The 21,722-nt window shown below is 71.9% G+C and carries 19 protein-coding genes; 7 read left to right on the top strand and 12 right to left on the bottom strand.

Features of this window, described 5'->3' with window-relative positions:
- Positions 1–28 precede the first annotated feature (28 nt).
- The 9 genes from ADK86_RS35475 to ADK86_RS35440 form a co-directional block, all read right to left on the bottom strand.
- Positions 29–1,297 carry an FUSC family protein gene (locus ADK86_RS35475; protein ID WP_420718902.1) on the bottom strand — a complete coding sequence of 423 codons (1,269 nt, stop codon included), beginning with the start codon at positions 1,295–1,297 and terminating at the stop codon, positions 29–31.
- 48 nt (positions 1,298–1,345) lie between these two features.
- Positions 1,346–1,996 (bottom strand): acetoacetate decarboxylase family protein, encoded by a 651-nt coding sequence (locus tag ADK86_RS35470; RefSeq protein WP_053700308.1) that lies wholly within the window; start codon positions 1,994–1,996, stop codon positions 1,346–1,348.
- A 92-nt stretch (positions 1,997–2,088) separates the two neighbouring features.
- The gene (locus ADK86_RS44025; protein ID WP_199834533.1) at positions 2,089–2,250 is read right to left on the bottom strand and encodes a hypothetical protein; all 162 of its coding nucleotides are present in this window, start codon (positions 2,248–2,250) and stop codon (positions 2,089–2,091) included.
- Between the two features lie 148 nt (positions 2,251–2,398).
- On the bottom strand, positions 2,399–4,165 hold the full coding sequence (locus tag ADK86_RS35465) for a hypothetical protein (RefSeq protein WP_053700307.1): 1,767 nt from the start codon (positions 4,163–4,165) through the stop codon (positions 2,399–2,401).
- A gap of 894 nt (positions 4,166–5,059) precedes the next feature.
- A complete protein-coding gene (locus ADK86_RS35460; protein WP_053700306.1) occupies positions 5,060–6,160 on the bottom strand; it encodes a PLP-dependent aminotransferase family protein in 1,101 nt (366 codons plus the stop codon).
- Positions 6,161–6,312: 152 nt separating this feature from the next.
- Positions 6,313–7,404 carry an alpha-hydroxy acid oxidase gene (locus ADK86_RS35455; RefSeq protein WP_053700305.1) on the bottom strand — a complete coding sequence of 364 codons (1,092 nt, stop codon included), beginning with the start codon at positions 7,402–7,404 and terminating at the stop codon, positions 6,313–6,315.
- A 252-nt stretch (positions 7,405–7,656) separates the two neighbouring features.
- Positions 7,657–8,424, bottom strand: a complete 768-nt coding sequence (locus tag ADK86_RS35450) for a TSUP family transporter (RefSeq protein WP_053700304.1) — start codon at positions 8,422–8,424, stop codon at positions 7,657–7,659.
- A 138-nt stretch (positions 8,425–8,562) separates the two neighbouring features.
- Complete coding sequence (locus ADK86_RS35445; protein ID WP_053700303.1) at positions 8,563–9,552, bottom strand: TauD/TfdA family dioxygenase; 990 nt, start codon at positions 9,550–9,552, stop codon at positions 8,563–8,565.
- Between the two features lie 580 nt (positions 9,553–10,132).
- Positions 10,133–10,762 carry a GNAT family N-acetyltransferase gene (locus ADK86_RS35440; RefSeq protein ID WP_053700302.1) on the bottom strand — a complete coding sequence of 210 codons (630 nt, stop codon included), beginning with the start codon at positions 10,760–10,762 and terminating at the stop codon, positions 10,133–10,135.
- 234 nt (positions 10,763–10,996) lie between these two features.
- Between ADK86_RS35440 and ADK86_RS41805 the strand changes: the two genes are divergently transcribed.
- Positions 10,997–11,515: a hypothetical protein gene (locus ADK86_RS41805; RefSeq protein WP_053700301.1), complete on the top strand. Its 519-nt coding sequence runs from the start codon at positions 10,997–10,999 to the stop codon at positions 11,513–11,515.
- A 34-nt stretch (positions 11,516–11,549) separates the two neighbouring features.
- On the opposite strand, the gene ADK86_RS35430 is transcribed toward ADK86_RS41805, so the two are convergent.
- Entirely contained in the window at positions 11,550–14,231 is a 2,682-nt protein-coding gene (locus ADK86_RS35430; RefSeq protein WP_053700300.1) for an AfsR/SARP family transcriptional regulator, read from the bottom strand.
- Between the two features lie 356 nt (positions 14,232–14,587).
- Here ADK86_RS35430 and ADK86_RS35425 point away from each other — a divergent pair, with 356 nt between their 5' ends.
- A complete protein-coding gene (locus tag ADK86_RS35425) occupies positions 14,588–15,514 on the top strand; it encodes a hypothetical protein (protein ID WP_053700299.1) in 927 nt (308 codons plus the stop codon).
- Between the two features lie 77 nt (positions 15,515–15,591).
- Complete coding sequence (locus ADK86_RS35420) at positions 15,592–16,116, top strand: hypothetical protein (RefSeq protein WP_053700298.1); 525 nt, start codon at positions 15,592–15,594, stop codon at positions 16,114–16,116.
- A 14-nt stretch (positions 16,117–16,130) separates the two neighbouring features.
- On the opposite strand, the gene ADK86_RS35415 is transcribed toward ADK86_RS35420, so the two are convergent.
- The gene (locus tag ADK86_RS35415) at positions 16,131–17,000 is read right to left on the bottom strand and encodes a LysR family transcriptional regulator (RefSeq protein ID WP_053700297.1); all 870 of its coding nucleotides are present in this window, start codon (positions 16,998–17,000) and stop codon (positions 16,131–16,133) included.
- Between the two features lie 109 nt (positions 17,001–17,109).
- Here ADK86_RS35415 and ADK86_RS35410 point away from each other — a divergent pair, with 109 nt between their 5' ends.
- The 3 genes from ADK86_RS35410 to ADK86_RS35400 all read left to right on the top strand — a co-directional run bounded on the left by ADK86_RS35410 (position 17,110) and on the right by ADK86_RS35400 (position 20,072).
- Positions 17,110–18,117, top strand: a complete 1,008-nt coding sequence (locus ADK86_RS35410; RefSeq protein ID WP_199834532.1) for an MBL fold metallo-hydrolase — start codon at positions 17,110–17,112, stop codon at positions 18,115–18,117.
- A gap of 132 nt (positions 18,118–18,249) precedes the next feature.
- Positions 18,250–19,260, top strand: coding sequence for an ATP-grasp domain-containing protein (locus ADK86_RS35405; RefSeq protein WP_053700296.1), 1,011 nt, complete (start codon positions 18,250–18,252; stop codon positions 19,258–19,260).
- Complete coding sequence (locus tag ADK86_RS35400; RefSeq protein ID WP_053700295.1) at positions 19,257–20,072, top strand: ATP-grasp domain-containing protein; 816 nt, start codon at positions 19,257–19,259, stop codon at positions 20,070–20,072. Before ADK86_RS35405 ends, ADK86_RS35400 begins: the two co-directional genes overlap by 4 nt.
- Positions 20,073–20,079: 7 nt before the next feature.
- On the opposite strand, the gene ADK86_RS35395 is transcribed toward ADK86_RS35400, so the two are convergent.
- The gene (locus ADK86_RS35395; RefSeq protein WP_053700369.1) at positions 20,080–20,889 is read right to left on the bottom strand and encodes an APH(3'') family aminoglycoside O-phosphotransferase; all 810 of its coding nucleotides are present in this window, start codon (positions 20,887–20,889) and stop codon (positions 20,080–20,082) included.
- Between the two features lie 134 nt (positions 20,890–21,023).
- On the opposite strand from ADK86_RS35395, the gene ADK86_RS35390 reads away from it, so the two are divergent.
- Positions 21,024–21,698: a TetR/AcrR family transcriptional regulator gene (locus tag ADK86_RS35390; RefSeq protein WP_053700294.1), complete on the top strand. Its 675-nt coding sequence runs from the start codon at positions 21,024–21,026 to the stop codon at positions 21,696–21,698.
- Positions 21,699–21,722 lie beyond the last annotated feature (24 nt).

Genomic DNA, 21,722 nt, shown 5'->3' with positions numbered 1-21,722 from the left:
CCGGACCCCGGACGCGGGCGTTACGCCGTTACGGCACCGGCCCCTGCGGCTTCGCGGTGCGATCGCTCGTGCGGGTGACGTTTATCCGGCCCCGGAGCCGGTCCACCAGCCGGTACTTCTCGCGCTGCTCACGCGATTCCCGGTCCAGCTCCTCGATCAGCCGCTGGGAGCGCTTCTCCACGTCCAGCTCGTCCAGGATGCGGTCGATCTCGGCCAGCAGCGCACCGTGCAGCTGCCACTGGCGCGGATGCTCCTGCACACCGTCCAAGAGCAGGTGCGCGACCACGTCGCGGCTCGCGCGGCTGCGGGCCAGTTCTTCGGCGAGCCGGGCCTCGGCCTCCTCGGCGTTGGCGCCGACCTGCGTGGTGATCAGCACGGCGAAGCTCTCGACCGCGCGGGCCATGTGCCGGAACACCTCGTGCAGGGCGGCGGCGATGTGCGGCGCGAACAGGTGCTCCCGCGTCCGCGCCTTGGCCAGATCGGTCAGCGTGCGGCACAGCGTACGGAGCACCACCGCGGAGATCTCCAGGGTGTCCAGGCCGGTGCGCAGCACGACGCGGTACAGCGTGCCCTCCTTGACCCGGGGGTTGAGCCGCAAACTGTCCTCCGCCTGCCGGAGCGCGGCGTCCACCTGCACGATGTCGTGGTCCAGGCGGCGCGCCTCGTGCAGCCGGGCCGCGGCCTCCGATACGGGGATGTGCCCGCCGACCTCGTCCCCGAGGCACACGAGCAGCCGCCGCATCCGGCCCGCCAGATCCTCGATGGCCGCGCTGGCGGGCTGCACCCACACCGGCGGGACGAACAGGACGTTGAAGAGCAGCCCGACGCCGGCGCCGATCAGCGTCTCCAGCACCCGGTCCCAGGCCGTCTCGGCCACCCGGGTCACGCCCAGCACCAGCATGGCGCTGATCGCCACCTCCGGCACGAACTCACCGGCCCGTACGAAACGGCCGATCACCAGCGCGGCGAGAATGATCAGGCCCAGACTCCACCAGGTCAGCCCCACCAGTGCGCTGAACCCGATGGCGATCAGCACGCCCACCACCACCGCGTTGACCCGGCGCATCCCGGTGGTGAGCGTCGCGTACAGCGTGACCTGGACGACCAGCAGCGCGGTGAGCGGGGCGGTCAGCGGTGCCGGCTCGCTGCTCAGCACCAGGGCGACGACATAGGCGAGCACGGCGGCCACGGTCGACCGGACGGTCTGGACGACCACCGGCTCACGGCGCCGCCGTACGAGGTCCAGCAGAGGGTCGGTAACTTCAGCCACGTGTGGCTTGTTCCCCCTCTTGCGCATCACAGGCCCCATCGGGCAGCCGATCACCGGTCTGCCCGTGACGGGGCGTCAGTCGGCGGCCGGTGCCGGACACCGTGCCGGGGCAGGCATGAGCATGTCGAACCAGGTCGCGGCGAAGCGGATACGGGCATCGGCGCGACGGAGCGCGGGCAGCCGCGCCGACCACTCGACGACCCGCAGGGAGGCGGCCGCCGGCCGGGCGCTGAACCGTGCGGTGGCCACCGTCCGCGCCCCGTCGAGGAACCCGAAACCGGTCATCGGCAGGGGGACGCGGGGAAGCGGCGGCAGCTTCGTCGTCACGTCCAGTACGGCAACCGGCCCTTCGCCGTCGGTGACGCGGACGCGCGAGCCGTCCCAGCGGAACTCGGCCAGCCGCTTGGGCACGCCCCAGATACGACGGCCGCCCCACAGCGAGCGCTCGTCGTCCACCCAGATCCACTGGATGTACAGACCGGCCCGCCGGCCGCGGCGCACGGGCGTGCCGACGATCAGCTCGTCGTAGCGGAGGGTTCCCGCGCGGTACCGGATGAGGAAGACGGCCAGGGTGCGCGGCAGCAGGCGCGAGAGGTCCGGGGGCGGGGCCGGCACCGACTCGGCGGGGAACAGGCCGCCCCACAGGTGGCCCTTCAGGTGCCAGGGCGGCGGTGGGTACGGGCCCGGAACCGGACCGGTGCCGTGGGCCTCTTCCGGCGCGTTCACCAGGGCTCCTTCCCGCGCCGGACCGTACCGTGCGCCACGCGCGAGTATCCCGCGCACCGCCGCCCATGCGGCCCGTGCGGAGCCGGCCGGTCTCAGCTCTTGTCCTGTCCCGTCTCCTCCTCCCGCTCGCCCTCCGCCTGGGACGGGGTGGAACGGGGCGTGTCCTCGCGGCCCCGGGAGGTGCCCCGCCGGGCCGCGGTCTCCTGGTCGTCGTCCCGTTCACCTTCCGCCTGTGACGGTGTCTGATCGCTCATATGCCGTGCCTCCAAGGGCTTCGAAGATCATCTGCGGTCCGCTGACTACCCGCAACGAACACTGGCAAACACGGACATTCCGCACGCGCTCCGGATGGTCTACGGCCGTACGGGAGGCAGACCGCGCCACCGAACGGCACGGACCGGATCAGGGGTACGAGACGACCTTCGACGGGACGGTGTCCGTGCCCGAGGTGGGCGCGCCGTGGTCGTTGATGACGTGGGCGTACTGGCCCTTGCCGCCGAGGGAGACCACGAGGAGATCGTGGAATGTCACCCCGGGCCGGCGCGGCGCGGCGAAACCGTGGTCCTGGACGATCGCCGGCGCGTCCTTGTAGTAGCAGTAGCTGCCCAGGCCCCAGCCCTCGTGCGCGGTGACGGAAGCGGCGACCTTGTAGGCGGCGAAGCCGCGGACGGACCCGTCCTGGACGGCCGCCTGATCGGGCGCGTCGTACGCCTTCTCGTTCTGGAAGAAGACCGTACGGCCGCGCTCGCCGTTCCACTGCACGTCGTACTTGTTGAAATGTTCCACGAACAGCCCGGTGGCCAGTACGTCGTCGCCGTTGACGACCACCCCGTAGTCGGCCCGGTTGGTCTCCCAGCCGACCCCGTCGCCGTGGTCGGCCCGCCAGATCCAGGTGTGGTCGATGATCGTGTGGTTGCTGTTGACCACCAGGCTGGTGGTGGCCTTCCCGGCGCCCGCGCCGCCGATGCGGACGAACACGTCCTGCACCGTGATCGGGTCGGCGGCATGCCCGGCGGACGCGCCCGGCGGGCCGATCTCCACCAGCACCTCGGAGTTCCGCGGCCCGGCGTCGACGAGCAGACCGGCGAGCCGTACGCCGTCCACGTCGGCGACCCGCAGCGCGCTCACCCCGCCGTCCGGGACGATCGTCGGGTAGCCGAGGCCGAGCACCACGGTGCCGGGCCGCGTGATGTCGATCGGCCGGTCGACGCGATAGACGCCGGGCGTGAACAGCAGGTGCAGCCCTTGGGCGACGGCGGCGTTGACGGTCGCCGCGGTCGCCCCCTCCTTGACCACGTAGAACCGGCTCAGCGGGAGCGAGGTGCCCTGCGGCGTGCCGCGGCCCCAGCTCGTACCGCGGGCACCGGTGCGCAGCGCGGGCAGGAACACCTTGTACTCCCCGCCGTCCAGGTACAGGAACGGTTTCTCGCGGGAGACCGGCGTGGTCGGCAGCGTCGTGTACGGCGGGTCGGGGAAGGACTGGGCGGGGGCGCCCTCGACACCGGAGAAGACCATGTTCCACACGCCGTTGAGCCAGCCGCCGACGGCACTGTCACGGGTGTACCACTGCTGCTGGGAGTACGGCTGCACGGTGCCGTCGATCCGGCAGTCGGCGATGTACCCGCCGCTGGCCCAGCCGTAGCCGTCCGGCGCGAGGTTCAGATTCCCCTTGACGTGCATGCGGCGGAACGGCGACGCCTGGGAGACGGCGAAGCGGTTGGTGCCGCTGACCGGGTTCAGCGCGAGGTTCTCCGCCGAGCGCCAGAAGTTCTGGGTGGCGTTGCCGCCGAACCAGCCGGCGTCGACCGTCACATCACCGTTGATGAGCGTGTCGTCGGGCGACAGGCCCAAACCCATCACCGAGGTGTAGAACCCGAGTTGGGCATTGAGCCCGTGATACGTACCCGGCTTGAAGAGCAGTGCGTAGCGGCCGCGGCCGAACTGGTCCGACTCCTGCCGCTTGAAGATCTCGTCCAGCTTGGCCTGGATGCCCGGGGTGGCGGGATCGAAGACGATCACGTTCGGCCCGAGGTCGCCGCCGCCCGGCAGCGCGGACGCCGCTGACGCCGTCCCGGCTCCGGTGGCCAGGCCGACGGCGGGGAGGGCGGCGGCGGGGAGGGCGGCGGCCGCTGTGGCGATGATTCTTCGGCGTGAGGGGGATAGGGACATGACAAGTCTCCTGGGTCGTCGGCTCGTTCGACCGTGGGCTCGTTGAGCGAGATGTGCCTGGGGGAGGGGTGGGGGGTGTCAAGGGTTCGCGATCTACCGGTCCGCCGGTTCGCTCGGGTTCAAGGAACGAAGGCTTGTACGCAAGAGAGCGCTCTCTTGCGTGGGGATAGTGGCGCCAGCCGGAAGGGGGCGTCAAGGGAGAGTGCACGATCGGGGTGGGGGTGTGCCGGGTTGGGGCTGGTAGGTCGGGATTCGGCGCCTGGGTGTGGCGAGTTGCGTGTCGATGGTTTCGCGATGAGGCCCGGCAAGCGTTCAGGAGGTGACGACAGGGGGCCGGCGAGCTGGTGGTGGCTCGGTGCGTCCGTACGTACACCACGTCTCTATGCCGTTTCCCGGTCCATCGGCTCCGGGCGGAAGATTGCCGACGATGGGGGTTCGCGGGGGCTCCTCGACCTGCCGCAGTACGGTCCGGGCCATCTCGGACGCAATTTGGCCACCGGCTGACGGGCCGTCGACAGCCGTGGCTGGCGCACCTCGGCAGCCGCGCTGTCGTCGGAGCCGATCAGCATCACGTCCTGCGGGGCGGTGGCTCGCGTGAAGTCGCCTGCCGCCCAGGATTTCTCGCCGATGCCCACCCGCGTCAGCGCGGTGCGGAACCCCGCGAGCCGTTCCCGCGCCGCCGGCAGCCGCGCGACAGCGGGCGGTTCGCAGGCAGCCGGACTCCCACGCGCTGGCCGACTCCATGTACGGCAGCGGCACCGTACGGCCGGACCACCCCGTCCGAACGGCGGGCAGTCCCGGCCCGGCCAGCTTCCGAGTTCCCGCCTGCTGAGACAACCCGCGGGCCCCGGGCGGAATCCGTTCCGCCCGGGGCCCGTACACCGCGTCCGGATGTCAGCCCTTCGACGCCACCGCTGCCAGCCGTTCGACGCCGGACGCGAACTCGTCCGGTTCGAAGGACTGGAACGGCAGGCGCAGGAAGACCTTGCCCTCCGGCGGGGCCGCGTCGGCCGGGTAGAAGCCCGAGCCCCGGGTCAGTTTCAGGCCGTCGGCCGTGGCGGCCTTGAGGAATGTGCTCTCGTCCGTGGCGACGGGCAGGTGCACGCTCACGTAGTAGCCGCCGTGCGGTACGGCGAGGAGCGCCTCCTCGCCCAGCAGCTCGCGTACGGCCTTGACCGCGCCGTCGTGCCGCGGGCCGAGCAGTTCGCGGACCCGCGCCACGTTCTCCTGGGCTAGTCCGGCCTGGAGCGCCTGCGCGGCGACCGCCTGGAGCAGCGGCGCGGGCGAGAGGTAGGTGCCCTCCGCGAGCGCGGCCAGGGCGCCGAGCGTGGCGGCCTCGCCGATGACGTACCCGACGCGCAGCCCCGGGCTGAGGATCTTGCTCAGCGAGCCCATGGTGAGCACCCGTCCGGCGGGCGCCAGCTCGAAGAAGCCGGCGGGCGCCGTACCGCCGTACCGCAGCTCCCGGTAGGGGATGTCCTCCAGGATGAGGAAGTCGTGGGTCTCGGCGAGCTGGACGAGGCGGCGGCGCTTGGCCTCGCTCATGGTGACGCCGCTCGGGTTCTGGAAGTCCGGGATGACGTAGACGAACGCCGGTACCCGGGTCGCCAGCCGCGCTTCGAGCGCGTCCAGGTCGAGGCCGTCGTGCTGGAGCGTGACGCCGGAGACCCGCCCGCCGTGCCGCTCGAAGATCTGCACCGCGCGGTCGTAGGTGGGCGCCTCCACGTAGACGTCCTTGCGGTCGCCCGCGAGGAGGTGCGCGGCGAGCAGGTCGAGTGCCTGGAGGGAACCGTTCGTGACGAATATCTGGTCGGCGCCGACCGAGTGGAACGCCGCGAGCTGCTCCCGCAGCGCCGCGTCACCGGTGTGGTTGCCGATCGGCGCGTACTGGAACACCCGGTCCTCGTGCTCCCGCAGGACGGCCGCGGTGTGCTCGGCGATCTGCCGCGAGGGGATCGCTTCCTGCGGGGGGATGCCGCGCGAGAAGTGGAACATGGTGGGTCTCCGTTCTCGGAAGGTCGTCATATTGGTATGGGGGTGAGAAAGGGGGGCGCTTACGGGGCCCGCCGGGTCGAGGTACGGGCGTGAGCGCGGACATGGGTACGGGCACGGGCACGGCACGTGCCCGGCCCGCGGCGTGGCGCCTCTCAGGCCGCGCCGGCCCCCGCCCTGGCCACGAAGTCCGGCCCCAGCTCGCCGACGTCCGCGGCGCCCAGCTGCCGGAGCGTGTCCTCGATCTCCCGGCGCAGGAGCCGTAGCACCGCCTCGACCCCCTCGCGCCCGGCCAGCGACAGACCCCACAGGTACGGCCGGCCGAGGCAGACCGCGTCGGCGCCGAGGGCGAGGGCCTTGACGACGTGGACACCGGAGCGGATACCGCCGTCGACCAGCACGGTGCACCGGCCGGCGACCGCGGCCGCCACCTCGCTCAGGGCGATCACGCTGGGCACCGCCCCGTCGAGCTGCCGCCCGCCGTGGTTGGAGACGATGACGCCGTCCGCGCCGCTGTCCAGGCAGCGGCGCGCGTCCTCGGCCCGCAGCACGCCCTTCACCAGGAGGGGCAGCCGGGTGCGTTCGCGGATCCACAGCAGGTCCGCCCAGCTGAGCGCCAGCCGGTCGATACGGGCCCCGGCCGGCACCTCGCCCTCCAGGATGCCGAGCGCGCGCAGCGTGCCGAAGTCCACGTGGCCCGGGGTGGCGAACCCGGCGCGCTGGGCGTGCACCCGCAGCGCGGCATGGCTGGCGTCGACCGTGACCACCAGGGCCGACGCACCGGCGGACTCGGCCATGTCGAGTGTCGCGGCGATGTCGTCCCGCGACCGGTAGGCGTACAGCTGGAACCAGCAGGCCCCGCCGGACGACTTGGCGATCTCCGGGAAGGGGACGTGGCTGTCGGTGCTGACGATGGGGACCACCCCGGCCGCCTCGGCGGCGAGGGACGTGGCGATCTCCGCGTCCTCGTGCAGCAGCCGCTGCGGGCTCGTCGGTGCGAGCAGGACGGGCATCGCCATGCGGTGCCCGAGGACGTTCACTTCGGTGCGGGGCTCGGTCGTCGTGCTGGCGAGCACCCGCGGTCGGAGCCAGATGTCGTCGAACGCCGCGATGTTGGCGCGCACGGTGCGGTCGGTGCCGGCGCCGCCGGCCACGTACGCCCGGCAGCCCCGGTCGAGCACCTGATCACTGGCGGCTTCGAAATCCGGCAGGGTCAGCAGTTCATCGAGATTCCGTACGGTGTCCAAGGCTGGCCTCCGGGTCTCTCGTCACGTGTGTGGCGGATGAGTTCTCTTGTCGTTCCCATCAAGTGCTGGACGTGCTGAATTGCTGGCGGTGCGTTATTGCTGGTGGTGCGGAATTGCTGGTGGTGCTGGATTTCGGGTGGCACGGGGATTCCGGACGTACGGGCGTGCTGAACGTACGGGAGTGGTGTACGTGTGGGAGTGCAGTACGTACGGAATCGCCGGCCTTGAGCGGGTCCCGAAACTTTGGCGCCGTCACGCGAACTGATCGAACGCCATTTTCGTCACCATGCCGATCACCACGAGCACCAGCACGGTACGGACGAATCCGGACCCCTTTTTCAGGGCCATGCGCGAACCGATCATCGCGCCGGTCACATTGCCCACGGCCATGCCGAGCCCCAGCGCCCACAGAACGTTTCCCTGGAGCGCGAAGACGACCAGGGCGCCGAGGTTGGACGAGGCGTTGATGACTTTCGACATCGCCGCGCTCTCCAGGAACTGCGTCGCCAGGAGCGTGGTGAAGGAAATGATCAGGAAGGTGCCCACTCCGGGCCCGAACAGCCCGTCGTAGAAACCGACCACGCAGCCGCCGAGGAGCACGGCGACGACGCGCCGCCGCCGGGTCACCTCGCGCGCCAGCGGCTGGGTGCCGAAGTTCGGGCGCAGCGCCACGAACAGGGCGACCGAGATCAGCAGGACCATGATGACCGGCCGGAAGTACGCCGTGGGGACGGTGGCGGCGGACAGGGCGCCGAGCGCCCCGGCCGGCACCGCGCAGGCGGCGGCCGGTACGAGGATCCTGCGGTCCAGGACCGTGCGCCGTGCGTACATGGCGGCGGCGGTCGCCGTCCCGGTGATCGCGGCGATCTTGTTGGTGCCCAGCGCGGTCGCCGGGGGCAGGTGGGGGAAGCTGAGCAGCAGAACGGGGATGAGCAGCACCCCGCCCCCGCCGACCACGGCGTCCACCCACCCGGCGGCCACGGCGGCGGTGAGCAGCCCTATGACGTCGAAGAAATCCACGGTGTTCCGGTCCTCAGTCAAAGAAGGCGCGCAGACCGGGCGGCTGCGCGGGCAGGGGATGCGGAGCGGCGGGCCGCGTCAGTGGGGGACGGCCGCGCTCGGCGGGGTGCCGCGATCACGCGGGGAGACGGGTGCGCCTCAGAGGACGCCCTGGATCTCCTCCATCGTCGGGATGACGCGCTGACGGGTCATCATGTGCTGCGTCCAGCCGAGGATGGAGCGTACGGAGTAGAACCGGCGCAGCCAGCGGTCCTGGCCGTCGTAGCGCGGGACGAACGGGCTGCGGCCGTGCGCCGCGACGTGGTTGTCGACCACGACGAGGTCGCCGGGCTCCAGTACGACGTTGTGGCAGACCGCCTCCAGCGCCTCGGCCAGCGCCTTCAGGGCCACCGTCGCCTCGGGGTCGGCGGCGTGCGTGGTGTGCGAGTTGAAGCGCATGAACGGCCGGTCCTCCGGACCGAAGATCGCCGGGTGCGGGCCGGAGCGGGGCACCGGGCCGGTCCGGCCCCGGGTGAAGGAAGTCGGGTAGGAGCTGTAGAACTGCGGGGTGCGCAGGGCCGCCACCTGCTCGGCCGTCAGGTGCCGGACCGCCTCGCGCACCGAGGCGACGCGGGTGGCCGCCACCCGCTCGTGGTCCTGGCGCAGGCACAGCAGGCCGAGATAGTCGGGGCGCAGCGGGTGGTGGACGTTTTCCGTGTGGAAGTCGAAGGCCACCGACCCGCTGTTCTCGATCCGGTTCTCCTCGCCGGGCACCGCGTGCACGTCGTGGATGAGGTCGCCGTCCTTCTCGTCCTGGTAACCGACGAGCGAGCCGAGCAGGTCCGCCACCAGCGTGAGGGTGCCGTCGGTGGGGTGGCCGCGCAGGGCGCCCGAGTGGTGGACGGTGGGGGTGGCGGGAAGCTCCCCTAGGGTCACGCCGCGCAGCAGGAAGAACCCGGAGTCGCCGCTGCCCTCGGCGAATTCCAGCAGCGCGGAGCGGACGGCTTTCGGCAGATCGAGAAGGAGACCGGAAAGCGCCAGCGGAGACGCTTCGGAAGCGCCGGCGGCGAGCCGGGAGAGTTGCCAGAGCTTCTGAGTTTCGGCCTCGGACAGGCTGAGGGACTGCTGTGCGGCGAGTGCGGGGGTCACCGTTGCTCCTTCTTCTTGAATGCTGCGTTCGAGTCGCGTGTTCAGGCCGTTCGGGGACGGGAAACCGGCCGGCAAACTTCAGAAAAAGTGCGCACGTGCAAATGGTGAACGGTGTATGACCGCTCACTGACAGCTGAAAGGAGGTAGTGGTCCGGTATTTGCGCGTAACAGTAAAGAGTTCATTTATGGAGTGTCAACGAATGGTTTTGGTCAGCACGGGACCCCTGGTGAGCCGGCTTCGGTCGATACCCCTTGTCCTCTTGTGGCCTGAATCGGAAGGCATGCCGACTTTGTCCGCCGCAGAGGTTGTGAAGGACCTGTGGTGTTTCTGTGGCGCCCGTGGGAGCTGGGGCGTGAGCGTCCGGAGGGGGTCGTCGGGGGGCTGTCTCACCCACTGGACAGCACCGGCGCGGCCGGGTCACGACCACTGCTTCACGCCACCGCGAGCACATCGCTTTTGGCCACAACGCGAAGAACCAGCCAATCAGGATGGCCGGAATTACGGCTCTCGTTGTCCGAGACGGTGGTGACCACGGTGGAGCACGGGAGTGTGCGCGGCTACGAACCGTCAGAGCCGAGGTCAGGGCCGGTAGACGTACTCCGCCAGCGTCGTGTGCTTCTTCCAGCCCAGCGTCTCGTACAGCGCACGCCCGGCGTCGGTCGCGCCGAGGACGCCGAGGACCGCGCCCTGCTCCAGGGCGCGGTCGGCGAGCGTACGCATCACGAAGGAGCCCAGCCCGCGCCGCCGATGGGCCTCCTCCGTCACCACCCGGTCCACGACCACGGCTTCCCCGACGGCCGCCATCTGCCCCTTGGCCGCCTGCTCGCCCGCCGCGTCCAGCACCCGCACATGGGTGACGGCTCCCACGGTCTCCACGGCGGTTGTGTATCCCTGGGGCGCGACCGGGCGCGTGGTCATCAGATCGACGGCCATCAGGTGCCCGTCCTCCTCCCGCACCCAACCCTGGGGCAGCCAGGAGGAGATCGCCGCCGACCCCGCGGGCATCTTCATCCAGGTCCGCGGTGCGGACACCGAGGCAGCGGCGTCGCGGACCCACGCTTCATCGGTCCGGGGCAGGACATGGCGTCCCGCTTCGCCGGGGTTGTCGGTCACCTCGATGAAGAGCCCCCACGGCTTGGTGACCGGCGGCTGCGTCCGCCGGGACACGGCCCAGCCCGCCACCCAGGTCCTGACCAGGTCCGCAACCATCGAGCCCCCCGAAGCTGTGGCCGTAGCAACGGCCAGGTAATAGTCAGTAGTTGATAGCACACGTTACATCACCGTGGATCTGCGGCCCGGGACGACTAACGCCCGGACGTTAGGTCCGCCCCACCAAGACCGTTAGGCGCCTGCGGCAGCGTTTCCGTCGGCCGCCCGGAACAGGACGGCCGGACGGACCGGGAGCGGAGCGCGGACGCGTCCGCGGCGGAGAGGGAGACGGACATGTACGGGAACGGCAAGGGGAACGGGAACGCGGCGCAGCGTGCGGGCGGGCGGCTCGCGCGGCGGGTGGCGACGGTGGGCGCCGCCGCGCTGCTGGCCGGTGTGACGGGTGGGGCCGGAGTCGCGTCGGCTCAGCCCGCGGTGCAGTCGGCGGCGCAGTCGTCCGCCTCGGCGGCCCAGGCCCAGCGCAGTACGCATGTGACGCTGAACAACCAGACCGGCGTGAGCATGACGCGCAAGTGGGCCAGTCTGACGCACGGCGAGTGGCAGGCGAACTCCTACCCGGCCGAGGTGATCGGCGCGTGGTCCTCGGCGGCCTGGCAGTCGCAGTCGGACGGCTTCGCGACGGGCACCGAGGGAGAGGCCGTCTATGTGACGAACTACGGTGAGATCTATGTGAAGTGGAACAACCCGTACGTCGGCAGCAACTCGTACACCTGCACCGCCTCCGGGGGCCACTCGTGCGAGCGGTCGGGCGGCTCCGGCAACAATGCCTCGGTGACCTTCACGGTGAGGTGAGGCCGAGGCGGCGGGGCCCTCGCGGGCTGCCCCCTCAGCCCGCGAGGGCGCGCACATTTCCTCCCGCCGCGCCGCCTTCGTGTTCCGCCGCCGGCCCTCCGCCTGGCCCCGTAGGCGCGGCGAGGGCCGCCGCCTCGGCGAAACAGCGGCGGGCCTCACCGTCACGGCCGAGGCGCTGAAGGGCCGCGCCGCAGGTGTCGAGGAGCAGTACCCGGCGCTCGTCCGACATCTGGTCCGGGGCGACGTCCAGGGCCCGCAGACCGTGGGCCAGCGCCTCGTCGGGACGGCCGGCGGTGAGGCAGTGGGCCGCCAGGTGGTAGAGGGCCAGGGTCTCGGTGTGCGGGTGCCCGAGGGCGTGCGCCATCCGCGCGGCCTGTTCCCGCCGGGTTCCGGCGCCGGACAGGTCGCCGACGCGTTCCAGCGCGGCCGCCCAGTTGATCAGCGCGATCACCTGGCCGCGCGGATCCTTGGCCCGTACGGCCAGGTCCGGCGCGCGGCTCAGGTGCTCCAGCGCCGCGGTGTGCTGCCCGTTCTCCGTGAGGACCCACCCGAGCAGCGAGCACAGCCGCGACTCGGCGTCCGGGTCGCCCAGCGAGGTGGCGGCGGCCAGGGCGCGTTCGAGGGTCGGCTCCCAGCCGTCGTGCACCTGCCGTACGACCAGCGGCCACAGATGGACGGCGATGCGCCAGGCCAGGTCCGGGTGTCCCGCGTCGGCCGCGGCGGCCACGGCGGCGGTGAGGTTGGCGCGCTCGGTGACGTACCACGCCATGGCCTCGGCACGGTCGGTGAAGACCGGTGGCGCGCCGGGCGGGGACACGCCCGGGGGCAGCGCGGCGCAGGGCTGGCTGCCGGGTTCGGCCGCCGCCGCGGCGGCCTGGCCGGCGGCCAGGTAGTGCACGAGCAGCCGGTGCAGCCCCGCCGGGTCGGCCCCGTCCGCGCAGGAACGGGCGTACAGCCGGGTCAGGTCGTGCATCAGGTACCGGTCGCCGGTCCACTCCTCCACGAGGTGGGCGGCGGCCAGCTCGTCCAGGGCTGCGCGTGTCCCGGCGGGCGACAGACCGCTGAGCGCCGCCGCGGCGGCGCCGTCGAGTTCCGAGCCGACGTGCAGCGCCAGTTGACGGAAGAGCTGTGCACCGGACGGCGGCAACTGCTGCACGCTCAGCCGCAGGGTTGCCGCTACGCCGAGGTCTTCCCCGGACAGCAGGGAGAGCCGCTGGTGTTCGTCCACCAGGTCGTCGGCCATCGCCCGCAGGGCCAGCCGGGGACGTGCGGCGAGCCGGGCGGCGGCCAGCCGCAGCGCCAGCGGCAGACCGTCGCAGAGCGCGGCCAGTTCCTCGGCCGCGGCGGGCTCGGCCGCCACGCGCAGGTCACCGATGACGGTACGCAGGACCCGTACACCGTCCTCGGGCGCCAGCCGTTCCAGCGGCAGCAGCCGGGCGCAGTCGGTGGCCACCAGCCCCTCCAGCCGGTTGCGGCTGGTGACCAGCACGGTGCAGCCGGGCGTGCCGGGGAGCAGCGGACGCACCTGGGCCGAGTCGCGGGCGTTGTCGAGCAGGACGAGGGCGCGGCGGCCGGTGAGCAGCGAGCGGTAGAGGTGTTCCGCGGCGCGCGCGTCCGCCGGCAGGCGTTCCTCCGCGACGCCGAGCGCCTGGAGGAAGTCGTGCAGGACACCGGCCGGCTTGAAGCCGGTGCTGTCCGGGTCCATGGCGTGCAGGTCGGCGTAGAGGATGCCGTCGGGGAATTCGCCGGCGTGCGCGTACGCCCAGTGCACCGCCAGTGAGGTCTTGCCGACCCCGCCCGGACCGGTGACCACGCTCAGTGGCGGACTGCCCGACCGTACGGTCTCGGTGAGCCGGTCGAGGTCTTCCGCACGGCCCACGAATCCGGCCGGGGCGCGCGGGAGAAGACAGGGCGGCGGGGTGTCGGGCCGGGGCGCCGGAGCCTCGGGCGGCGTCGCGGTGCTCCCCTCCGAGGCGGATCGGTCGGCCGGGCGGGCGTGCAGGATCGCGAGGTACGCCTCGGACAGCGCGGCACCGGGATCGACGCCCAGCTCCTGGGCGAGCAGGCGTTGCGTGCGGTGGTAGAGGTCGAGCGCCTCGGCCTGGCGGTCGGCGTCGTGCAACGACCGTACGGCGGCCGCGATCAGGGACTCGCGCAGCGGATGGCGTTCGGCGGCGGGCCGCAGCAGTGCCAGCGCTTGGGCGCCCTGGCCGCAGGCGCGCAGCGCCGCGGCGAACTGCTCCAGCGCGGCGAGCCGTTCCTCGGTCAGCCGGTCGGCCGCGGCGGCCATCAGCGGCGTGTCACCCGTCCCGCCGAGCGCTTGGCCCCGCCACAGCCCCAGCGCCTCGCGCAACAGCGCGGCCGACTCCTCGGCGGGAGCCCCGTCCGCGGCCCGGCGCACCAGCGCGCGAAAACGCCACACGTCTGCCGACTCCGGCGGTGCGTACAGCGTGTATCCGCCGCCCTCGGTGGCGAGCTTTGCCGCGGGTTCCGTGTTCAGCAGGCCGCGCAGGGCCGAGACATGGCCGTAAACGATGGTCCGGGCGTGCGTCGGGGGCTCGGTGTCCCACAGCGCCTCGGCGATGCGCTCGGCACTTACGGGGGTGCCTTCGGCCAGCACCAACAGCGCCAGTACGGCCCGGCGTTTGGGCGGCCCGAGCGGCACCTGTATGTCTTCCGAGAAGGCCGACACCGGCCCGAGCAGCCGGAAGTCCATCAGCGTCGTCTCCCCTGGCCGAGTCGTTACCGAGGGCATCTTACGAGGTCATAGGGCCATGCTCACGTCAGAAGCGGAAGAAGGTCGGAAATAGGCCATCGCGTACGGCCGGCGGGCTCCGCCACGTCGTTGCCCGCGACCGGTTTCCTCCCGGCCGTCCCCGGCCGGCTTCCTCACGGCGGGCTAACGGTCCCGCGACGCACGCCCCGGATTCCGCGTTACATCGGCGTTAGGCCGCCTCAGCAGACTCTTCTCAGCAGCCGGAACCGCAATCGGGGCCGTAAACGGAACTGTGAACGGAACCGGAATCCGAAATGCCTTCGGTATCCCTTCGCGACGAGAAGCAGGAGACACCTATGTCGGCCAGCACAGAATTCCGCCGGGGCGCGCGGCGCGGAACCCGCGCGGCACGCGCATCGATTCGGGCACGCAAGACCATCGCCGTATCGGCCCTCGCCGTCGCGGCGGTGCTCGCCCCGGCCGGTACCTCTTCCGCGGCCGCCGCGACGGCGGACACCACCGCGCAGAAATCCGCGGCGGCGGCGCAGTCGGCGCGCAGCACCCGGGTGAACGTGGTCAACAAGACCTCGACGACCATGTACCGCAACTACTCGTCGCTCTCGCACGGCGTCTGGGACGACGCGACGCCGCCGGAGACGATCGAGGGCAACAAGAGCGCCTACTGGGGCTCGCACTCCTCGGGGATGATGACCGGGACCGAGGGAGACGCGCGGTACTCCCTCGGGGACGGCGGCGAGGTCTCGTTCCACTGGAACAACCCGTATGTGGGCGGCAACAGTTACAGCTGCGACGTGCCCGCCGGCTACAGCTGTTCGCGTTCCGGTGGCGGCGGCGACAACGCGACGGTGACGTTCACCATCAGCGGGCCGTACGGATTCGCCGCCAAGTCCACGGCCGCGAAGAGCGCCGCGTCCGCGGCCCGCAGTACGCACGTCACATTCCAGAACCGCACCTCCAGCGAGCTGACCCGTACGTCGTCGAGCCTGGAGCACGGCACGTGGAGCGAGAACCTGCTGCCCCCGGACCGCGTGTACCCGATGTCCAGCGGAATCTGGCAGTCGGAGTCGAACGGATTCATGACGGGAACGCAGGGCAAGGCCGAATACAACATGTTCGGGATCGGCTCGGTGAGCATTTCCTGGAACAACCCCTACGCGGGCAGCAACAGTTACTCGTGCTCCGTCCCGGTCGGATACACCTGCCGGCGCGACGGGGGCAGTGGTGACAACACCGCGGTCACCTTCACCCTCATGAAGAGCTGAATCCCCGCCACACGGAACCCTTTTCCCGGGCTCTCACCCGGACACGCGTTCCCCCGAAGAATACGAGAGGAATCACCATGCGCAGATATACCGCGGCACTGGCGTGCGCGGCCGCCCTGACCGTGCTCACCGCCGGTTCGGCAGCGGCGGTCCCCGCCGACGCGCCCCAGGCCCGCCCCGCATCCGCAGCCGCCACCGTCCAGCAGGGCCACACGTACGTGCTGGCGCCCCAGGACAAGCCCGACCAGTGGCTCGGCGACGCGGACTACTACGGCTCGGTCCGGTGCCAGGCCAGCCGGCTCTGGTACGGCAACCGGCACGATGACGCCGTGTGGCTCCAGACCAGCAACGCCGACGGTTCCATCACGCTGGTGAACACCGACGCCGAGCAGGTCGGCCGCACGCTGCAGAGCCAGGGCGAGGGGGTCTTCATCCGGGACGGCAACGGCGACGCGGCCCACTGGTTCAAGACCGTCGGCCCCGGCGGAGCGGTCTCGCTGAGAAACAAACTGTCGGGCCGCTACCTCACGCTCTCGGCCGCCGGCACGGTCGTCGCCGCCGTCAACGCGTACTGGTGGTACATGGTCAACACGATCCCGTAACGGCCGCGCCGCGGCTACGCTCCCTGCCGGTTCCAGCGTTCGGCCGCGAGCTGCACGAAGGAACGGACGAGCGGACCGGCATCGCCGCCGCGCCACGCGATGACGAGGCGGCTGGGCGGCATGTCGGTCAGCGGGACCACGGTGAGCCCGTCCGGCAGGGAACGGAACAGTGGGGCCAGCCCCACTGTTCCGTTCCACAGCACGGACTGGAGGCATTCGTGGACGGTCCGTACGACGGGGCCCTCGCACCGGACGGTGTCCGGGCGCCGGGCCCAGTAGGCGTTCCAGAGGGGATCGGTCCCCTCGGGCAGCCGGAACCACCGGCGGTCGCCGAGCTCGTCCAGACGCAGACTGCCGCGGCCGGCCAGCGGATCGTCCGCGCGCAGGACCACGCCGACCGGATCCGAGCGCAGCACGCGGGTGGCGAGGCCCGAGGCGTCGAACGGCGCGCGGGTCAGGGCCACATCGACCAGCCCGGCGCGCAGCCCGGCGGTCGGATCGCTCAGGTCGGCCTCGCGGATGCGGATGTGTACGTGGGGGTGGCGGTCCCGGTACGCGGCGGCCAGGCACGTTCCGGCCTCCTCGGCGCTGTCGGCGAGGGTGCCGACCGTCAGGGTGGCCGTACCCGCGGCCGCGGCCACCCGCACGCGCGCCCGGTCGGCCTGCGCCAGGAGCGTACGGGCCTCGTCCAGCAGCACGGCCCCGGCAGCGGTCAGGGAGACCCCGGTGGGGGAGCGGTCCAGCAGCGTACAGCCGAGGTCGGCCTCCAGCTGCCGGACGGCTCGGCTCAGCGGGGGCTGGGTCATGTGCAGCCGCGCGGCGGCCCTGCCGAAGTGGCGTTCCTCGGCGACCGCCACGAAATAGCGCAGTACGCGTAGCTCCATCCAGCAACGATACCGATGCGGTATCGGGCCGACGCGATCGGTGTTGGACGCCGCGGAGCGCGGACGGTGGACTCGACGGCGTACCGGATCGCGACGCCGAGGAGCCGAGATGACAGACGTGACCGAGACGACGAACGCCGCCGGGGGAACCGCTGCGGCCGGGGCGCCGAAGACGGTCGAACACACCGGGCCGGACCCCGTCGTGCACGTTGCCGGGGCCCAGGACATCGCCCACGACCTGCTGGTCATCCCCGACCAGGGAGTACAGCTCGTGCCGAACATCGGCATCATCGGCGGCCGGGACGCCGTCCTGGTCGTGGAGACCGGCATGGGCCCCCGCAACGCGGAACGGGTCCTGGAATTCGCGGCGGACCACGCACGGGGCCGCAAGCTCTACCTGACGACGACACACTTTCACCCCGAGCACGCCTTCGGCGCGGAGGCCTTCACCGGCGCCGCGACCTATCTCGCCAACCGCGACCAGGCCGCGGACCTGGAGATGAAGGGCCCCGGCTACCTGGAGATGTTCCGGCAGCTCAGCGAGTCGGCCGCACGCCGCCTGGAGGAGGTCCGGCTGGTACGGCCCGACATCGTCTACGACCGGTCCTACGACCTGGACCTGGGCGGCCGGGTCGTGCACCTGCGGGCCACCGGCCGGGCGCACACCAAGGGCGACCAGGTGATCGGCGTACCCGACGCGGACGTGCTGTTCACCGGCGACCTCGTGGAAGCGGGCCAGTTCGCCGTCTTCCCGTGGTTCCCGCCGCACGACACCGACGTCTCCGGCACCCGCTGGCTCGCGGTCATGGAGCGGCTGGCGGCCCGGCGCCCGCGGATCGTGGTACCGGGCCACGGCGGGCTCGGCGGCCCGCAACTCCTCGCCGACGTGCGCGACTACCTCGCGGAGCTGCGGCAGGAGACCTGGCTCCGCCGGGACTCGGCGGCCGACGAGCAGACGATCGCCGACGAGATCGCGGACCTGATGATCCGGCGCCATCCGCAGTGGACCGGCCGGGAGTGGATCGGGAAGGGCGTCGGCTGCCTGTGCGCCGAGCACGCCGCACGCGCGCACGACGAGCCCGTACACGACCAGCCCGCGCCCGGCAGCCCGTCCTGAGCCCGTCGGACTTGCCAGGGTCGGCGTCCTCCGGGCCGGCCGCCGACGCCGGGGCGAGCGCCCCGCGCGGCGCATGACATCCTGTGGTCTCGCAACGCGCCGGGCCGGCTCGGCGGACTACAAGGAAGATCGATGAGGCTCTGCTTCCTGGTGGAGGAAAACTACCGTCACGACGGCATGCCGAATGAGGTGATCCGTCAACTGACCGCCTGGGGCCACCAGGTGGACGTGCTGCGGCCGGGCGGTTCCCTGCTGCACATGACCGAGGCGGTGCGGGCGGGCACCCACGACGCATGGGTGCTCAAGACGGTCTCCGGCGGGCCCGGACTGACCCTGCTCGAAGCGGCGGCCTCGGCCGGGATGACGACGGTCAACGACGCCCGGTCCATCCGCGGCGTACGGGACAAGGCGCTGGCCGCGGCGATCGGCCGCGCCCGCGGGCTGCCGCTGCCCCGTACCTACGCCGCGGCCCGGCCCGAACTGCTGGCGGAGCTGCCGGCTTCGGAGTACCCGCTCGTCGTCAAGCCCGCCGACGGCAGCTCCGGCCGGGCCGTGCACCTGGTCGCGTCGCCGGAACGGCTGGCCGCGATGGTTCCCGAGCTGGCGCGGGAGGGGCTGCTCATCGCCCAGCCGTATGTGCCCAATTCGGGCATCGACATCAAGGTCTACTGCGTCGGCGGCGAGCTGTACGCCACCGAGCGCCGCTCCCCGCTCCACCCGGAGCACGCGGTACGCGAACGCCGTGTGCCGCTGTCGGCCGAGGTGGCCGCGATCGTGGACCAGGTGGGGGCGGTGTACGGCCTCGACCTGTACGGCGTGGACGTCCTGCTGGGGCCCGACGGCCCGGTGGTCGTCGACGTGAACGACTTCCCCAGCTTCCGGCAGGTTCCGGACGCGGTGGCGCGGGTGGCACGCGCCGTACTGGGGCTGGCGCGCGCCGGGCAACGGGCCGCTGCCGGCGGCCCGGCAGCGGAACAGCACGGTGCGGTCGGCGGGGCGTCGTTGGCGGGCCGGGCGCATCCCGATTCCGTTCCCGTTCCCGGCGTGGGTCCCGTGGAGGTCGCTCTCCCCGCGCAGGCTGCGGCGCCGGCACAGGACCCGGCCCCCGTGCACATTCCCGCGGTGGCGGGTGAGAGCGCATGAGGATCGCCCTGATCACGCGCGACCCCGCCCACCCGCTGCTGGCCGCCGCCACCGCCCTGCTCAGTCCCGAGCACGACGTGGTGACGCTGGATCCGGAAACGGCGGGGGAGGACCCCGAGCCGCGCGCCGATGTCCACCTGCTCAAAGCGCGCACGCCTCGTGCCCTCGCCCTGGCCCGTGCCCTGGAGGCACGCGGCGCCCCCGTGGTGAATTCGGCCGCTGCGACCGCGCTGCTCCAGGACCGTACGGCGATGGCGCAGTACGCCCGGCGCGCCGGCCTCCCCTTCGCGGACACCCGTACCTGCGCCACGCTCGCCGAACTGGCCGACGGGCCGCGGCTCCCCGGCCCGGTGGTGGTCAAGAGCCGGCACAGCCGCAAGCACGATCTGGTGGCCCGCGTCGACAGCGGCGAGCAGCTGCGCGCGCTCGCCGCCGCGCACCCGCGGGAGCCGGTCGTGGTCCAGGAATTCGTCCCGAACAGCGGGTGGGACCACAAACTGTGGGCGGTGGGGGACCGGCTCTTCGCCGCCCTGCGCCGCTCGGAACTCTCGCCCGAGGGACGCGGGCCCACGCTGCCGCTCGCCCTCGCCGACCTGCCGCCCGGCTGGTCCGACATGGTGCGCCGGGCCGGTGAGGTCTTCGCGCTGGACGTCTACGGCGTGGACGTCATCGACACGGGCGACGGCTCCCCGCTCATCGTGGACATCAATGCCTTTCCCGGCATCCGGGGCCAGGACGGCGCTCCGGAAGCGCTGGCGGCCCTGGCGCTGCGCCGCGCCGCGTCGGCGAACAGCGGGCTCGTCCCCGGGTAAGACGGGCTCATCCCCAGGTCAGGGGGTCGAGATGCAGGTAGAACCGCTCGCGGTCCCGGTCGAGGGCGATTCCGTACCGGGCGGCGAACTCCTCTTCGGCCGACTGTGACCACTGTTCGTCGTCGCCCCATGTCTCGCGGGCGGTGGCGAAGAGGAGCGCGAGGTCGGCGTAGGGATCGGCGCGTCCCAGGCGGCCGAGGTCGATGAAGCCTGCCACGGTCAGCGTGTCCGGATCGAGGATGATGTTGGGCAGGCACAGGTCCCCGTGGCAGACGACGGTCTGCGCGGCTTCCTGCGCGAGGCGCTGCTCGACGTACGGGGCGAGGCGCCCCAGCAGTTCGCCGGGAGGCGTGTGCCGCTGCTCCTCGGGGAGGAAGTCCGGATTGACCGCTCCCCGCGCGACGACATCCCGGGCCATGGAGAACATTTCGCCGAGTTCGCGCGTGAAGGGGCATTTCTCCGGCGGCAGTTCGTGCAACCGCCGCACGGCGTCCGCGATCGGCTCCCACGCCGCCCGCAGCATCGAGGCCGACGCCCGGTCGGCGGGAATCCCTTCGACAGCGCTGGTCACCAGCCCGGCCCCGTCGGTGCCAACACGCCAGTCGAGGACGCGCGGCCCGGGAACGTCCTGTGTCCCAAGCCAGCTCACCCGGTCCCGCTCCGCCTCCAAAGCGGCGACCTGGTCGGCGGGAACGCACTTGGCGTAACGGGAACCGTCGGCCGAACGGAAGACGGCGGCCCCGGACTCGCCGTCCGTCACGGGTTCCCAGCCGGCGTCCCCGCCATCGGCGTGCAGCAGCGTACGGAATACGGGCATCGGATCGATCACGGTCGCCAACCTAGCCAGTGCGCCCGGCGCGCCGCACCGCGATTTACCGCGCGCTGAACGGAGAGCCGAACGGAGACCTGAACGAACTTGTTCGTAACGAACATGTTCGTTACGGTGGAGGCATGACCCCAGCCGGCCGCCGTGAGCGCCCCGCCAAGCCCGCCCTCACCCATGAAGGCATCGTGGCCACCGCCGTGGCCCTGATGCGGTCGGAAGGGCTGCAGCGGGTGACGATGCGCCGTCTGGCCAAGGAGCTCGACACCGGTCCCGCGTCGCTGTACGTGTACGTGGCCAACACGGCCGAGCTGCACGCCGCGATCCTCGAAGAACTCCTCGGCGCGGTGGACCTCGGTCCGGCCCGTGCGCCTGGTGACTGGCGCGAGCGCCTGGTGGACCTGCTCGGCTCGTACACCCGCACCCTGTTCCAGTACCCGAGCCTCGCCCACTCCGCGCTGGTCGCCCGCCCCTCGGGGCCGAACTACCTGGCGCTGGTCGAGGCGGTCCTCGCCCTGCTGCACGAGGGCGGCGTCCCGGACGACCGGGCTGCCTGGGGCGTGGACATCCTGCTCCAGGTGGCCACCGCCACCGCGGCCGAGCAGTCCACCCGCGACCGCGACCCGGGCGCGGAGGAGGAACACAACGCGCTGGTCAGCGCGCTGCGGCAGGCCACACCCGATACGTACCCGCGCATCGCCGCCCTCGGCGACGACCTGTTCTCCGGAACCCCCGAGCAGCGGCTCGCCTGGACGTTCCGCATGGTCGTCAACGGAGCTGCGGCCACGCCCCGGCCGTCCTGAACGCCCTCGGCCGACTCCATCGCC

The organism is Streptomyces sp. NRRL F-5755 (assembly GCF_001279365.1).
GTDB lineage: Bacteria > Actinomycetota > Actinomycetes > Streptomycetales > Streptomycetaceae > Streptomyces > Streptomyces rimosus.
This window is presented reverse-complemented; position numbering and strand designations above follow the sequence as displayed.

What these genes read in the sequence shown, in the direction of transcription:
- ADK86_RS35430 (WP_053700300.1), bottom strand. Translation starts at nt 14,231, where the DNA reads ATGGACTTCCGGCTGCTCGGGCCGGTGTCGGCCTTCTCGGAAGACATA.
- ADK86_RS35395 (WP_053700369.1), bottom strand. Translation starts at nt 20,889, where the DNA reads ATGCCCGTATTCCGTACGCTGCTGCACGCCGATGGCGGGGACGCCGGC.
- ADK86_RS35400 (WP_053700295.1), top strand. Translation starts at nt 19,257, where the DNA reads ATGAGGATCGCCCTGATCACGCGCGACCCCGCCCACCCGCTGCTGGCC.
- ADK86_RS35415 (WP_053700297.1), bottom strand. Translation starts at nt 17,000, where the DNA reads ATGGAGCTACGCGTACTGCGCTATTTCGTGGCGGTCGCCGAGGAACGC.
- ADK86_RS35465 (WP_053700307.1), bottom strand. Translation starts at nt 4,165, where the DNA reads ATGTCCCTATCCCCCTCACGCCGAAGAATCATCGCCACAGCGGCCGCC.
- ADK86_RS35420 (WP_053700298.1), top strand. Translation starts at nt 15,592, where the DNA reads ATGCGCAGATATACCGCGGCACTGGCGTGCGCGGCCGCCCTGACCGTG.
- ADK86_RS41805 (WP_053700301.1), top strand. Translation starts at nt 10,997, where the DNA reads ATGTACGGGAACGGCAAGGGGAACGGGAACGCGGCGCAGCGTGCGGGC.
- ADK86_RS35390 (WP_053700294.1), top strand. Translation starts at nt 21,024, where the DNA reads ATGACCCCAGCCGGCCGCCGTGAGCGCCCCGCCAAGCCCGCCCTCACC.
- ADK86_RS35425 (WP_053700299.1), top strand. Translation starts at nt 14,588, where the DNA reads ATGTCGGCCAGCACAGAATTCCGCCGGGGCGCGCGGCGCGGAACCCGC.
- ADK86_RS44025 (WP_199834533.1), bottom strand. Translation starts at nt 2,250, where the DNA reads ATGAGCGATCAGACACCGTCACAGGCGGAAGGTGAACGGGACGACGAC.
- ADK86_RS35440 (WP_053700302.1), bottom strand. Translation starts at nt 10,762, where the DNA reads ATGGTTGCGGACCTGGTCAGGACCTGGGTGGCGGGCTGGGCCGTGTCC.
- ADK86_RS35405 (WP_053700296.1), top strand. Translation starts at nt 18,250, where the DNA reads ATGAGGCTCTGCTTCCTGGTGGAGGAAAACTACCGTCACGACGGCATG.
- ADK86_RS35410 (WP_199834532.1), top strand. Translation starts at nt 17,110, where the DNA reads ATGACAGACGTGACCGAGACGACGAACGCCGCCGGGGGAACCGCTGCG.
- ADK86_RS35475 (WP_420718902.1), bottom strand. Translation starts at nt 1,297, where the DNA reads ATGCGCAAGAGGGGGAACAAGCCACACGTGGCTGAAGTTACCGACCCT.
- ADK86_RS35460 (WP_053700306.1), bottom strand. Translation starts at nt 6,160, where the DNA reads ATGTTCCACTTCTCGCGCGGCATCCCCCCGCAGGAAGCGATCCCCTCG.